We start from the raw sequence: 14,154 nt of genomic DNA on the forward strand, positions 1-14,154 counted from the left end.
CAAATCGTAAATTGTAAATCGTCCAATCGTAAATTTCTTTATCTGTCAATATCCGGTACCACATAATCCAATGTTCCTCCGATAGCAATCAGGTCGGCTATCTTTGCTCCACGGCAGATGGTATCGACTACACTTACCAATGGCAATCCTGTTGAGCGATAGTGCAGACGGTAAGGAGTTTTGTCTCCCCGGCTTTCAAGATAAACACCGAACTCACCACGGCTCCCCTCTACAGCAGCATAGTATGAACCTTCGGGGACACGGATGATTGGTTTCATCTTCTCCTGGAAAGGACCTTCGGGGATGTTGTCAATCAATTGCTCTATGATGTTAAGACTTTCCATGATCTCATCCATACGTACCATGTAGCGGGCAAAAGAATCGCCTTCCGTATAGACAATTTCTTTGAAATCTACTTTGTCATATACTCCGTAAGGGATACGTTTACGAACATCACAAGCCCATCCGCTGGCACGTCCCGTACCACCGGTAGCACCAAATGAAATTGCATCTTCGCGACTCAATACACCTACACCTTTCAAGCGGCTTTGAGCGATTATATTGCCTGTAAATACGTCATGATATTCGTGAATGATCCCTCTCATATAAGGAATGAATTCTTTTACCCGTTTTACGAAATTCGGATGCAGATCGGCCTGTACACCACCAATGGTGTTGTAGTTCATAATTAGTCGGCCGCCACAGGTCTCCTCAAAAATATCCAGTATCTTTTCTCTGTCGCGAAAACCGTAGAAGAAAGCAGTCAGTGCCCCCAGGTCCATACATAGGCAGGCGTAAAACAACAAGTGAGAGTCAATGCGTTGCAATTCGTCCATAATGGTGCGGATGTATTTCACACGATCACTTACTTCGATCCCCATTGCCTTCTCAATACACATACACAGGGCATGTCGGTTCTGATGTGCTCCTAAATAGTCGAGACGATCCGTTAACGCCAGTGTCTGCGGATAGGTGAGGCTTTCGTTCATTTTTTCGATACCCCGGTGGATGTAACCACAGTTGGCATCTATCTTGTGGATAATTTCACCTTCCAGTGATACGCGAAAACGGAGTACACCATGTGTTGCCGGGTGCTGTGGGCCGATGTTTACTACATACTCTTCGTCTCCAAAGAGAATGGTTTCTTTGTTTTTAATCGTTCCGTCCGGGTTTAGTTCTATTTCTGTTGTAGTATCAATGGTGTCCTCGTTTGTCATGCAGAGCGGATTGTCCTTTTCCGGATCATTATCCTTGCGTAACGGATAGCCTATCCAGTCATTACGCAGGAAAAGACGTCTCATGTCTGGATGACCTGAAAAGACAATACCAAAGAAATCGTACACCTCACGTTCATTCATCTCTGCTGCTTTCCAAAGATCACATACAGAAGGAATTTCCGGATTTTCCCGGTTGAGAGTAGATGTTTTTATAGTGATGCGTTCTCCGGTTGTTGTAGATTCCAGATGGTAGACCACTCCCAATCCACGGATTGCGTCCGATGCATCACCTTCATTAGGCTCTCCCCAGTCCATACCGGTGAGGCTCTCGAGGAAATCCATTTTCCGTTCGTTTCGCAAGCGTGTCATTTCTTTACGCAACGCTGCGGGTTCAATATATTTAATTTCTTGCATACTATATTAGTGATTAGTGATAAGTGATTAATGATAAGTGAGTAGTGATTAGTGAATGAATATACGCCGCATGGTACTAATCACTAATCATTAACCACTACTCACTGTTTCTCTTTTCCTTTCTATTTGTTCCGCCGAAGAATTTTTCAATCTTCACCTTGCGCTGCAACTGCATCATGCCATAATAAAAAGCTTCAGGGCGGGGCGGACATCCGGGAATATACACATCTACCGGTAAGATTTTGTCAACTCCGTTCAGTACATGATAAGACTTCTTAAATGGTCCGCCGCTAACGGCACATCCACCTACGGCAATCACGTATTTCGGATCTGCCATCTGATCGTACAGACGTTTCAGTACCGGTGCCATTTTGTTTGTGATAGTACCACATACCATGATCATATCTGCCTGACGCGGACTGGCACGGGCTACTTCAAACCCGAAACGGGCCATGTCATAACGCGCGGCACCCAGTGCCATGAATTCGATACCACAACAACTGGTTGCGAAAGTAAGTGGCCACAGCGAGTTGCTGCGTCCCCAGTTGATGAGGTCGTCCAACACTCCCACGAAGACGTTTGCTCCGCCTGCATTGAGTTCCTGAACCAGCTTCTCCAACGATTCGTTGTCGATAAATTCCTCATACGGGATAGATTTTATTTTTGGTTTTTTGGTTATTTCCATTCCAAAGCTCCTTTCCGCCAGGCATAAGCAAGTCCCAGCACTAATATTACTAAAAAGAAGATGACGCTTACGAGTGCCTGTACGCCCATGTCGCGTACTACTACAGCCCATGGAAAGAGGAATACTGTTTCTACGTCGAACATCAGAAACAGGATAGCAAACAGGTAGTAACCCACACGGAATTGCATCCATGATTTTCCACGTGTAGGAATACCACATTCATAAGCTTCGAACTTTTGTGCATTATATGACCGTGGAGATATGGCTCTTGATAGAGCTATAACCACGCCGACAAATGCAATTGCCGTTAGCAAAACAACAACTAACAATGTAAAATTCATAATCCAAGTATATATTTAGATTGAGAAACGTTTTTCTGAAACTAAACGGAAGGTGAAATTCACCGTAGATTACGCAGACTGACACAGATAAGTGAAATAGAATACATTGCACAATGACATTGCGTACCTGTGTAATCCGGAGGTAAAACTAAATTAAGATTTTCCTCTGCCCGTATATGTAGAACACTATCGGGTCTGCAGGATTGTGCGTATATTGATGCGATGAATAGATACAATCGGGAGGAATAAGACCTTTGTATTCACACTGGCGTACAGTCAGCCTGATAAAATTTTTATCGGTAGGCACGTGTGAAAGGTCGCTATAACCCATTTCGCAGGAAAGTACAGAATAGAAATGATAAATTTTTTCAATAGCATTTCGCACGGGGCGCGCCTGTGAAATGGAACATTCTTCGTAGCTGTGAATATCAGGTATAGCAATCTCCTTTGTTACATCCATCATAGCTGAATGGAGTAGCAAAGCAAATATTAAAAATATACCATATTTTAAGCTTTGTTTCATGTTTCTTCCTTAAACGGCTGCAAATATAGGATTTAAATTCATTCTTTTTGCAATCTCCGCATGACAAAAAAGGTTTTTTTAACTCACTACAAATTTCTATGGCACACGGATAAGATGAATAAATGGATGATAACAGATAAGATATTCTTTCTCTTTGATAACCAATAAATAAAAAACTCTGTTGTTATCCGTTTTATTCGTGTACCATGAGAACATAGCGCGACGTTGGTTCACTGATATGAACAGGTTCTAATTCTTTTTCCAAAAATCCGAACTAAACAATAATAATACGGTGAACAATTCGAGTCGTCCAAGTAACATAAAAAATGACATTAACCATTTTCCCATGTCGGGCAGTTCATTCCACGAATAAGCAGGGCCACACAGACCGAGGCCCGGCCCCATGTTTCCCAGACTCGATATAGTACATCCCAATGACTCTAATAAACCTACTCCCATGCCCATCATTGCCAGAGTACCGACAACAATCAGCACTGCATACAAGAAAGAAAATGCCAGTACCGTGGAGCGTATGGAAGGTGATATTACCTGTTTGTTTACACGCACCGGAAGCACTGCATTGGGATGTGTAATATGTTTGAATTCATTTCTGGATATCTTAGCCAATATCAATAAACGGATGCATTTCATTCCTCCTGTAGTACTTCCTGCACAAGCTCCTATAATCATAATAACGGTTAGTGTACCCCACAGCACAGAAGGCCATGTCATATAGTCTGCTGTTGCAAAGCCGGTAGAAGTGTGCAGGGAGGCTACCTGAAAAAGCGACTTACGAAAAGCCTCTTCAACTCCCATTGAACTATTATAATAAAGTACTATTGCGATGAAAGCGGTAAAGCCTATGACCGACCAGAGATACCATTTTAATTCGGCATCATGAATAAACTTCCTGAATTTACCGTTGACAAACAATAATAATAAGGTGAAGTTTATCCCCGATACAAACATGAATATAGAGATTACATATTCTATATAAGGAGAATGATAATATTCAATGCTGGCTTGTTTGGTGGAGAAACCGCCTGTTCCCGTAGTAGCAAATGCATGGCAAATACTGTCGAACACATCCATACCTCCCAGCATCAGCAAAATGATAAGTGCCCCTGTCAGTCCGGCATAAATACTCCAGATCCATTTGGCTGTGATACCAATACGCGGATGTACCTTATCGTGTGTGGGGCCACTGGCTTCGGCTGCAAATACCTGAATACCGCCTACTCCGAAAATGGGAAGTACGGCGATTGTAAAAAATACGATTCCCAATCCTCCGATCCACTGCGTCATGCTGCGCCAGAAAAGAAGTCCGTGTGGCAGGCGCTCGATGTCATTCAGTATGGTTGCTCCTGTGCTGCTGAAACCGGACATCGTTTCAAAGAAAGCATTTGTAACAGAGGGTATATAGCTACTCAGATAAAATGGCAACATGCCGAAAAGTGAAAAAGCTACCCAGGCTACACTGACAATGACATATCCGTCACGACGTCCCAGACGTTTTTCTGCTCCCCGTCCGATAAGAAGCAACAGAAATCCTACACATGCCGTAATACCTGCCGATTGCAGGAAGCTTGGCAGATCGTCTTCCCGATAGAGCAATGACACTCCTCCGCAGCACAACAACATAGCAGTCTCTATTAATAACAGAAACCCTATGATGCGATATATCATTTTTGAATTAATCATTTCTTTAGTTGACAGTTGACAATTGACAGTTGACAATTAATAGTTGACTGCGTTATCATCCTGCATAGTAACTGTCAATTGTCAATTGTCAACTGTCCATTAATTAAAGTATTTCTCGATTTTCTTTATCATCATACTCAAGCAGAACACCACTACGTGATCTCCTGCATTTACTTGTGTGTCACCGGTCACTAATATACCTTCCCCGTTACGGATCATACCTCCAATGGTGGTTCCTTTGGGCAATCCTAAATCTTTGATGAGATGTTTGGTTATTTTAGAACCAGCTTTAACTGTAAATTCAGCTACATCTGCGTTGGCAAATGTAAGGCATTTTACATTACTGACATCTGCGTCCAGCATCATTTGATAGATATGGCTGGCGGCAATCATCTTTTTATTGATGACTGTACCGATATCCAGGCTCTCTGCCATACCGATATAGTCGATGTTCTCTACCTCTGCTACTGTTTTGTCAACACCCATACGTTTAGCTGCCAGACAAGCCAGAATATTCGTTTCCGAATTTCCGGTCAGTGCTACGAAAGCCTCTGTGTTTTTTAATCCTTCTTCGATAAGCAGATCCATGTCGCGTCCGTCTCCGTTGATAATCATGGTACGGTCGTCCAGCAATTCTGTGAGTCGGTTACAACGACTGATATCATTATCTACGATTTTCACTTGCATGTAATCCGGCACATATTGGGCTGTACGTACGGCAATACGGCTTCCACCCATAATCATTACATTACGCACATCGGCGTAATCTTCCTTACCCGCTATCTTACGTATGTAGGGAATGTATTTACGGGTAGTAGTGAAATAGACGATGTCATTCAGTTTAATAACATCATCTCCCCGGGGGATGATTGTATCCGTACCTCGTTTGATGGCAACCACGTGATAAGGAATTGTGGGGCCACCCAACTGATGAAGCGGTATATTCAGAATTTCGGCCTTTTCACGCATCTTGGCACCGATCAAGATGAGCGCTCCGCCACAGAACTCCCACCACTGGCGCACCCAGCTCATTCTCATAGATGATACTATTTCTTTGGCTGCCAGCATTTCGGGGTAAATCAATGAGTCTACGCCCAGTTTCTTGAAAAACTCTTTGTTTTTGGGCAACAAGTATTCGTAGTTATCAATGCGGGCTACTGTTTTCAGCGCTCCCAGGTTATGAGCCAGCATACAGGCTGTCATGTTCCGGCTCTCGTCCGGGGTGACAGCTACAAACAGATCGGCTTCCTTTACTCCTACCTCTTTCAGTCCCGAGATGGAAGAAGGGGAGGCGGTGACAGTCATGAGGTCAAAGTTATTACTCAACGCGCTGAGTTTCTCTTCGTCGTCGTCCATCAATATGATATCCTGCTTCTCGCGGGATAATAATTTGGCGAGGTGTGTGCCTACATTACCGGCACCGGCTATGATTATTTTCATTTCTACTTATTGCTGTTTTTTTGTTCTAAGTATTAAACAAGTCTTGAAACTCAGATTAACTCAGATTAACGCAAAGAATATCTTTTCTCAAATATAGCGTAGCCTTACCGTCTGCGAAAATTTGCGTTAATCTGCGTTTTAATTTATTTCCAGCACTTACTTTATATTCCATCATGGCACGTACCTTTTTCTCTTCAAACAGCTTGATAGCTTCTTTCTTTGTCATCTTTCTCCCACTTTTTCATTTTTTCTACTTCTCCCTTCTCTAACTCCTTCACTATTCCTTCTTCATCCAATCCGCAGAGTGCATACAACTGTGCAACTGTTCCATGTTCTACGAAATGATCTTGTATACCTATGCGTCGTATTTCGGGAGTGTATTCGTGATCTGCCATAAACTCCAACACCGCACTGCCCATACCTCCGGCTCTGATTCCGTCTTCTATGGTCACGATGTGTCTGAATTGTTTCCCTATTTCATGAAGTAGCTCTTCATCCAGTGGCTTAAGAAAACGCAGGTCATAGTGAGCGATGCTTCTTCCGGGTTGTTCTTTCTCTACCCGCGCTATGGCTTTGGCGGCTGTGTTGCCTATGGGGCCAATGGTGATGACAGCCAAGTCGTTTCCTTCTTTCAGTTTCCTTCCACGTCCTACAGGAATTTCCTCCAATGGACATTTCCAGTCTACCAATACTCCTCGTCCGCGTGGATATCGTATCACGAATGGGCCTTTATTGGGCAGTTGGGCGGTATACATCAGTCTGCGTAATTCGTGTTCGTTCATGGGCGACGCTACAGTCAGGTTGGGTATCGGACGCATATACGCCAGATCGAACATACCGTGATGCGTTGGGCCGTCTTCGCCTACCAGACCGGCGCGGTCGAGACACAGCACCACCGGCAGTTTCTGAATAGCTACATCATGAATTACATTGTCATAAGCCCGTTGCATAAAAGAGGAGTAGATATTACAGAAAGGCAGCATGCCGTCCTTTGCCATTCCGCCGGAGAAGGTCACGGCATGTCCTTCGGCTATACCGACATCGAATGCACGGTCCGGCATCTGCTCCATCATGTAGTTCATGGAACATCCTGTAGGCATGGCAGGAGTAACTCCTACGATGCGTGGATTTTGCTGTGCTAGCTCAATCAGGGTATGTCCGAAGACATCCTGGAAGAGTGGCGGTAATCCGTTTGTGTCGGCAACCAGGCGTTCTCCTGTTTTCGGATTAAACTTACCGGGTGCATGCCAGATACCCGGATGCTTTTCTGCCGGTTCGAATCCTTTCCCTTTCAGGGTGTGCAGGTGGAGTACTTTAGGTCCTTGCATATCTTTGATATCCCGTAGGATGCGGGCAATATTTTTCACATCATGTCCGTCCACCGGACCGAAATAACGGATATTCATCCCTTCAAAAATATTTTGTTGCTGGGCAACAAGTGATTTTAGGCTATTTCCCAGGCGGATGAGTGCTTTCCGACGATCTTCGTTCAGCAGTCCTATTTTGAAAAGCAGGCGTGAGATTTTGAACCGTAATTGATTGTAGCGGTTGGAGGTGGTCAGGTTGAACAGGTATTGTTTCATTCCACCTACGCTACGGTCAATAGCCATGTCGTTATCATTCAGTATGATAAGCAGGTTGTTTGGGGTAGCCGATGCATTGTTGAGCCCTTCAAAAGCCAGTCCGCCACTCATTGAACCATCGCCGATGACAGCTACTACGTGGCGGCCCAGTTCTCCTTTTTTCATGGCTGCCACTGCCATACCCAACGCAGCCGAAATGGAGTTTGAGGCATGCCCACAAGTAAACGTATCATATTCGCTCTCTTCGGGCGATGGGAAGGGACGGATGCCTCCCAGTTTCCGGTTGGTGGAGAAGGTGTCGCGGCGTCCGGTGAGAATTTTGTGTCCGTAAGCCTGATGCCCCACATCCCAGACGATGCGGTCATAAGGTGTATTGAATACATAATGCAGAGCCACCGTGAGCTCCACCACTCCCAGGCTGGCGGCAAAATGGCCCGGGTTGCAGGAAACTTCTTTGATAATGTCTTGCCTTAGTTCGTCACATACCTCAGGCAATTGTTCAGGCGTGAGCCGTCGCAAATCTTCGGGAGTATTCAGGGCGTTTAGCAAGTTATATGTGGGTTCATTTTTCATGTTCTGACTGAATTGGTATGCAAAAATACGAAAAGAAAAGGAAAGACGTTCTTTTTTAATTGGAAAAAGCAGAAATGATGTATTTTTGTATAAATTATTGTAAATACGTGCCGGAGATTTCTGCAAATATACTCTTGTAATACAGCTCTTTTACAAATAGAAACAATAAAATGACATGAAAAACGAAACAGGCTTAGCGTGCTCTTTTATACAAGATTCCAAACGGGATTTTTACATACCCCTTCGCTCCGATCAGAACAGAATACTTTGGTATGATACCAGTCATGTTATTGAAAGAGGTATAAAAGAATATGAGTTGAATTATTTATTGACCTCTATCTGGTAGGGGCGGGGACTTTACTTTTCGGCAATCCTTTTTCTATGCTATTTGTGGTTCTTTGGCAATTTAGTTGAAAGATTTATTTTTGTATGGTTCTGAATGTTGGAAAAATACAGTGCATGCCTATTTACAATTTGACAAAGTGATATTTCTGATTCTCTGTAATCCTCTAATTAAGGGACGGTTTCTCACAAGTGATAAAAATCTTCGTCATTTCCGGCTTTGATTATTCCCATTGTACGGTTTACGGAGGATTACATGATGAAAATATCTTATTTCTTGGGATATTCATTACATAATATAGCTTTATGAATTTTTTGATTATACTTTTAATAGTTTAGATTGGAGCGAATTTACTCGTCAGTTAGCGTCGGAAAACGTTATTTAAGACGGTTTTATTTTTTTCTCGTAGAGTCTCGGGGCGTTTCTCTACGAGGTTCGGATTGTTCCTCGTAGAGAAACCGAACTTATCATACCGGGAAAATCAGGATAACATGCCGATTAAATGTGCATAACTATCCAAAAGAGAAAGATTATACAACGGAACACGCATAATAATTAATATTGTTATGCAGTTTATTCTCCAGTTATAGCAATAATTAGAATAAAGGTGTCATGAAAATCAGTCATATAAGAATAAAAAGACAGTATAACTGCATTTTTTTTGAAACATTTATTAATTCCATCCTGACATTACATTTAGGGTTAACAAGGTCGGCTCATCAGTCCATTAAGGTTCTGTTTTTAATTAAATTGACGAAGAATCCTATTTCTTATTCATTTCGAATACTATATCTTCCACTGAGATACCCTCGCAAGGTTCTCCATTGAGTTTAGCATTTTCAACTATCAATTTGAATTTCAGTGTCTTGCCCTGATAGGTGAATACTCCTTTGTCCGTAGCAGAAATCGTTGCTTCTATTTCCATAACATCCGGTTGGCCTTCTTCTTCAGAAGGAATTTCGATTGTAAATATCAGAGGTTTAGGATCTAAAGTCTGCAATATTTGCGTGTAACCTTCATTGAATGCCGGTTTGTAACCTACTTTATAGCTGATATCACCTGCGAGTTCAATGATATCGGGTGCTTTCTCTTCTCCCACAATGCTGGTTATCAAGACATCAGTCGGGAATTTTCCGAAGTAGATTGTATCTTCTTTGAGCGTGGCCTCCACTTCTATTTGGGGAATTGGGGTTGGCGAAGTGCTCGATTCAATGAATGTAATGCTTGCTTTACCCACATAGTTACCTTCTACATCCTTTACGGATATCACCTCGGGCGTATCTCCGTCGTTACTGCAGGCAGTAAATGTCGTTATACCGAATGTCAATGTCAGAGCGGCAATAACAGTTTTGCTATAATTGGTTACTCTCAGGAGATGGTTTACTCTTATGCTTTTCGAGTTATTTACGATTTTCATTTGGATAAAAAATTAGATTATTATTTCAATAAATTAAGGTGTACGTACGATTATATAAATGTTGGTTTTGAAGAAATACTGCACCTTATCGGCTAAAAAACTTATTTGCCTCTTCTCTGTTTCGGAGTTTTTCTATATTTTCGCCGTATTAATAATGTGCCAATTATCATTTGGTGTGGTTTCGTAAAATACAGCGCAGCCAATTGGCACATTAGCATATTATTCAATTGGCATATTATTATGAACTTTACCACCCTCGTTGAATTACCCAAAGGATTGCCACCTATCACTCATGCCCGGCAATTATTACTGTTAGGGTCCTGTTTTGCAGAGAATATCGGCAATTTGCTGAAAGATAATTTCTTTCGTTGTGATATCAACCCTTTTGGGATACTATATAACCCATTATCTGTCTCGGAGGCATTAAGACAAATACTTTCGGGAAAAACATATGCGACTTCCGATTTATTTTTCTTTCGCGACTGCTGGCATAGTGCGATGCATCACGGAGCATTTTCGGCGGCATCGCCGAATGATGTATTACAGAATATCAATACGCGCTTGCAACAGGCTCATGCCCGAATAAAGAATGTCGATTGGCTGCTGCTCACCTGGGGAACAGCCTGGGTGTATGAACAGGGAGAAGATAAGCGCATTGTATCAAACTGCCATAAACAGCCGGAAAAGTTATTTGTACGCCGAAAGCTTACAGTTGAAGAGATCGTGAATGAATATACATGCTTGCTTCGTGAACTTCGGGAACAGAATCCCGGCTTGAAGGTACTTCTTACTGTTAGTCCCATCCGGCATATACGGGATGGTATGCATGCCAATCAGATTAGTAAAGCCACCCTGTTGCTGGCTACCGAACAACTACAAACTCTTTTCCCTGAATTCGTTTTCTATTTTCCTTCTTATGAGATTGTACTTGACGAGCTTCGCGACTATCGTTTTTATGCCGATGACATGTTGCATCCGTCTCCCGTGGCTATCCGTTATTTGTGGGAGCGTTTTTCCGAAGCTTTCTTCTCTGACGAAACAAAAAAGATTATGGAAGAATGTGAAAGTATCCGCAAAGCGCAGGCACACCGCCCCCTTCATCCGGGCTCAGAGGAACATAAAAGATTTTTAGGACAAATTGTGTTAAAAATAGAACGACTTAACCGAAAATACCCGTACTTAGAGTTTGAATAATGTAGGAATAATGTGCTAATATGACAATGTGCCAATATGCCAATGTACCAATATGCCAATGTACCATTCGGCATGTCTTCGGAAAATATAGCGCAGCTAATTGGCACATTGGCACATTGTCATATTAGCACATTATTAAATTGAATAATTATTATGTTGTATACGATTGAAACTATAACCGAATGTATAGGTGCCCGCAGGGTGGGTACTCTTGAAGCAACTATTGACTGGCTGTTGACTGACAGTCGTTCTCTCAGCTTCCCCGAAGAAACTCTTTTTTTTGCCCTGACTACCAAACGAAATAAAGGAGCACGCTATATTCCTGATCTTTATGAACGTGGTGTACGAAATTTTGTTGTTACTCAGGAAGAGTTTAATGAATTGACAGTTGACAATGGACAATTGACAATTGCTATGCAGCATGCGGGCAACGCAGCAACTGTCAATTGTCAACTGTCAACTGTCAATTTTCTAATCGTCAGTAATCCTCTGAAGGCTCTTCAGAAACTGGCGGAACTACATCGTGAACGGTTTCAGATACCGGTTATCGGTATTACCGGAAGTAATGGAAAAACGATTGTAAAGGAGTGGTTGCATCAATTGTTGAGTCCGGATCGGGTGATTGTACGTTCGCCTCGTAGTTATAATTCTCAGATTGGCGTTCCTCTCTCCGTATGGCAGATGAATGAAGAAGCTGAATTGGCAATTTTTGAGGCTGGTATCTCTGAGATGGGAGAGATGCGTGCTTTACAGAATATGATAAAGCCAACTATTGGCATCCTGACCAATATTGGCGGGGCACATCAGGAGAACTTCTTTTCTTTGCAGGAGAAGTGTATGGAAAAACTGAGCCTTTTTAAAAATTGTGATGTCGTAATTTACAATGCCGACAATGAGCTGATAAGCAATTGTGTGAGCAAGTCAATGCTCACTGCCCGTGAGATAGCATGGAGCTGCCGGGATGCAGAACGTCCTTTGTATATAAGCAGGATACTGAAAAAGGAAGATCATACAGTTATTTCTTATCGTTATCTGGAGATGGATAATACTTTCTGTATCCCCTTTATAGATGATGCTTCTATTGAAAACTCACTGAATTGCCTTGCTGCCTGCCTTTATCTGATGATGCCTGCCGATCAGATCACAGAACGAATGGTGCGGCTCGAACCTGTGGCTATGCGTCTTGAAGTGAAAGAGGGGAAACATGGATGTGTACTTATCAATGATAGTTATAATTCTGATCTGGCATCACTTGATATTGCTCTTGACTTCTTAGTAAGGCGTTCTGAAGTAAAAGGAAAAGGGATGAAGCGTACGCTCATCTTGTCGGATATATTAGAGACCGGACAAAGTACCACTACTCTCTATCGCAAAGTAGCTCAATTGGTACAAAGCCGTGGCATTGACAAAATAATAGGCGTGGGACCGGAGATATTTTCCAGTGCTGCCCGTTTTGAGATAGAGAAGTATTTCTTCCATACTACGGAAGAGTTGATGGAGTCGGATGTGTTTCAGAATCTGCATGATGAGGTGATACTGATTAAAGGTTCACGTACATTCAATTTTGATCTTGTTTCTGACAGGTTGGAGCTGAAAGTACACGAAACAATACTGGAGGTAAATTTAGGAGCCATGGTAGCCAATCTGAACCATTATCGCTCTATGCTTCAGCCTGCAACGAAAATGGTATGTATGGTTAAGGCTTCGGCCTATGGAGCCGGTTCTTATGAGATAGCCAAAACATTGCAGGAACACCAGGTGGATTACTTGGCCGTGGCCGTGGCCGATGAAGGAGCGGAACTGCGTAAAGCGGGTATTACTTCTTCTATTATGATTATGGATCCGGAATTGACTGCATTCAAGACAATGTTTGATTACAAGCTCGAGCCCGAAGTTTATAACTTCCACTTGCTCGATGCGCTGGTAAAAGCGGCGGAGAAAGAAGGCATTACAAACTTCCCGGTGCATATAAAACTTGATACGGGTATGCACCGTTTGGGGTTTTCCGAAGAAGAACTGCCTGTGCTGATACGTCGGTTAAAGAATCAGAATGCACTGATTCCGCGTTCGGTATTCTCCCATTTTGTAGGAAGTGATTCTCCTCAGTTCGATGTTTTTACACGTGGGCAGATTGAGATATTCGAACGGGCTTCCAAAGAGCTGCAGGCTGCTTTTCCGCATAAAATCCTGAGACATATCTGCAATACGGCAGGAATAGAACGTTTTCCTGATGCACAATTTGATATGGTTCGTTTGGGTATAGGACTCTATGGAGTCAGCCCGATTGATAACTCTATTATAAATAATGTCAGTACGCTTAAAACTACTATTCTGCAGATACGGGATGTGCCTGCAGAAGATACGGTGGGATATAGCCGGAAAGGACATCTGACCCGGGCTTCGCGTATTGCTGCTATTCCAATCGGTTATGCAGACGGGTTGAACCGTCATTTAGGGTGTGGACATGCTTATTGTATGGTGAATGGGAAGAAAGCTCCTTATGTAGGTAATATTTGCATGGATGTCTGTATGATTGATGTAACCGGTATCGATTGCCAGGAGGGTGATGCAGCCATTATTTTTGGTGATGAACTGCCTATAACTGTGCTTTCGGATACGTTGGATACTATTCCTTATGAAATCCTCACAAGCATCTCTACGCGGGTGAAGAGGGTGTATTATCAAGAATAAGAGAATGGAGAAGGGGAGAATGGAGAATGGAG

The 14,154-nt window shown here is 42.7% G+C and carries 12 protein-coding genes; 3 read left to right on the plus strand and 9 right to left on the minus strand.

Features of this window, described 5'->3' with window-relative positions; genetic code table 11:
• Nucleotides 1-38: 38 nt before the first annotated feature.
• The 8 genes from QX565_RS01770 to dxs form a co-directional block, all read right to left on the minus strand.
• Nucleotides 39-1,631, minus strand: coding sequence for an NADH-quinone oxidoreductase subunit D (locus QX565_RS01770; protein WP_221649234.1), 1,593 nt, complete (start codon nucleotides 1,629-1,631; stop codon nucleotides 39-41).
• Nucleotides 1,632-1,728: 97 nt separating this feature from the next.
• Nucleotides 1,729-2,316, minus strand: a complete 588-nt coding sequence (locus QX565_RS01775; RefSeq protein ID WP_002559332.1) for an NADH-quinone oxidoreductase subunit B — start codon at nucleotides 2,314-2,316, stop codon at nucleotides 1,729-1,731.
• A complete protein-coding gene (locus tag QX565_RS01780) occupies nucleotides 2,307-2,657 on the minus strand; it encodes an NADH-quinone oxidoreductase subunit A (RefSeq protein WP_221649235.1) in 351 nt (116 codons plus the stop codon). Before QX565_RS01780 ends, QX565_RS01775 begins: the two co-directional genes overlap by 10 nt.
• Nucleotides 2,658-2,805: 148 nt before the next feature.
• Entirely contained in the window at nucleotides 2,806-3,180 is a 375-nt protein-coding gene (locus QX565_RS01785; RefSeq protein WP_289290930.1) for a hypothetical protein, read from the minus strand.
• A 249-nt stretch (nucleotides 3,181-3,429) separates the two neighbouring features.
• Nucleotides 3,430-4,881 carry a TrkH family potassium uptake protein gene (locus QX565_RS01790; protein WP_289290931.1) on the minus strand — a complete coding sequence of 484 codons (1,452 nt, stop codon included), beginning with the start codon at nucleotides 4,879-4,881 and terminating at the stop codon, nucleotides 3,430-3,432.
• A gap of 99 nt (nucleotides 4,882-4,980) precedes the next feature.
• Nucleotides 4,981-6,321 (minus strand): Trk system potassium transporter TrkA, encoded by a 1,341-nt coding sequence (gene trkA, locus QX565_RS01795; RefSeq protein ID WP_221649238.1) that lies wholly within the window; start codon nucleotides 6,319-6,321, stop codon nucleotides 4,981-4,983.
• Between the two features lie 55 nt (nucleotides 6,322-6,376).
• On the minus strand, nucleotides 6,377-6,547 hold the full coding sequence (locus QX565_RS01800) for a hypothetical protein (RefSeq protein WP_221649239.1): 171 nt from the start codon (nucleotides 6,545-6,547) through the stop codon (nucleotides 6,377-6,379).
• Nucleotides 6,516-8,477, minus strand: coding sequence for a 1-deoxy-D-xylulose-5-phosphate synthase (gene dxs / locus QX565_RS01805; RefSeq protein WP_221649240.1), 1,962 nt, complete (start codon nucleotides 8,475-8,477; stop codon nucleotides 6,516-6,518). Before dxs ends, QX565_RS01800 begins: the two co-directional genes overlap by 32 nt.
• A 175-nt stretch (nucleotides 8,478-8,652) precedes the next feature.
• Between dxs and QX565_RS01810 the strand changes: the two genes are divergently transcribed.
• Entirely contained in the window at nucleotides 8,653-8,823 is a 171-nt protein-coding gene (locus tag QX565_RS01810) for a hypothetical protein (RefSeq protein WP_289290935.1), read from the plus strand.
• Between the two features lie 760 nt (nucleotides 8,824-9,583).
• On the opposite strand, the gene QX565_RS01815 is transcribed toward QX565_RS01810, so the two are convergent.
• Nucleotides 9,584-10,237 (minus strand): DUF4840 domain-containing protein, encoded by a 654-nt coding sequence (locus QX565_RS01815; RefSeq protein ID WP_289290936.1) that lies wholly within the window; start codon nucleotides 10,235-10,237, stop codon nucleotides 9,584-9,586.
• A gap of 240 nt (nucleotides 10,238-10,477) precedes the next feature.
• On the opposite strand from QX565_RS01815, the gene QX565_RS01820 reads away from it, so the two are divergent.
• Complete coding sequence (locus QX565_RS01820) at nucleotides 10,478-11,431, plus strand: GSCFA domain-containing protein (protein WP_221649242.1); 954 nt, start codon at nucleotides 10,478-10,480, stop codon at nucleotides 11,429-11,431.
• A 153-nt stretch (nucleotides 11,432-11,584) separates the two neighbouring features.
• Nucleotides 11,585-14,122, plus strand: coding sequence for a bifunctional UDP-N-acetylmuramoyl-tripeptide:D-alanyl-D-alanine ligase/alanine racemase (locus QX565_RS01825; protein ID WP_289290938.1), 2,538 nt, complete (start codon nucleotides 11,585-11,587; stop codon nucleotides 14,120-14,122).
• Nucleotides 14,123-14,154 lie beyond the last annotated feature (32 nt).

Origin of the sequence: Bacteroides sp. 41_26 (genome assembly GCF_949740115.1) — a bacterium.
Classification (GTDB): domain Bacteria; phylum Bacteroidota; class Bacteroidia; order Bacteroidales; family Bacteroidaceae; genus Bacteroides; species Bacteroides nordii.

Coding starts and splice junctions, on each gene's coding strand:
- QX565_RS01770 (WP_221649234.1), bottom strand. CDS start 1,631: ATGCAAGAAATTAAATATATTGAACCCGCAGCGTTGCGTAAAGAAATG.
- QX565_RS01775 (WP_002559332.1), bottom strand. CDS start 2,316: ATGGAAATAACCAAAAAACCAAAAATAAAATCTATCCCGTATGAGGAA.
- QX565_RS01780 (WP_221649235.1), bottom strand. CDS start 2,657: ATGAATTTTACATTGTTAGTTGTTGTTTTGCTAACGGCAATTGCATTT.
- QX565_RS01785 (WP_289290930.1), bottom strand. CDS start 3,180: ATGAAACAAAGCTTAAAATATGGTATATTTTTAATATTTGCTTTGCTA.
- QX565_RS01790 (WP_289290931.1), bottom strand. CDS start 4,881: ATGATTAATTCAAAAATGATATATCGCATCATAGGGTTTCTGTTATTA.
- trkA (WP_221649238.1), bottom strand. CDS start 6,321: ATGAAAATAATCATAGCCGGTGCCGGTAATGTAGGCACACACCTCGCC.
- QX565_RS01800 (WP_221649239.1), bottom strand. CDS start 6,547: ATGACAAAGAAAGAAGCTATCAAGCTGTTTGAAGAGAAAAAGGTACGT.
- dxs (WP_221649240.1), bottom strand. CDS start 8,477: ATGAAAAATGAACCCACATATAACTTGCTAAACGCCCTGAATACTCCC.
- QX565_RS01810 (WP_289290935.1), top strand. CDS start 8,653: ATGAAAAACGAAACAGGCTTAGCGTGCTCTTTTATACAAGATTCCAAA.
- QX565_RS01815 (WP_289290936.1), bottom strand. CDS start 10,237: ATGAAAATCGTAAATAACTCGAAAAGCATAAGAGTAAACCATCTCCTG.
- QX565_RS01820 (WP_221649242.1), top strand. CDS start 10,478: ATGAACTTTACCACCCTCGTTGAATTACCCAAAGGATTGCCACCTATC.
- QX565_RS01825 (WP_289290938.1), top strand. CDS start 11,585: ATGTTGTATACGATTGAAACTATAACCGAATGTATAGGTGCCCGCAGG.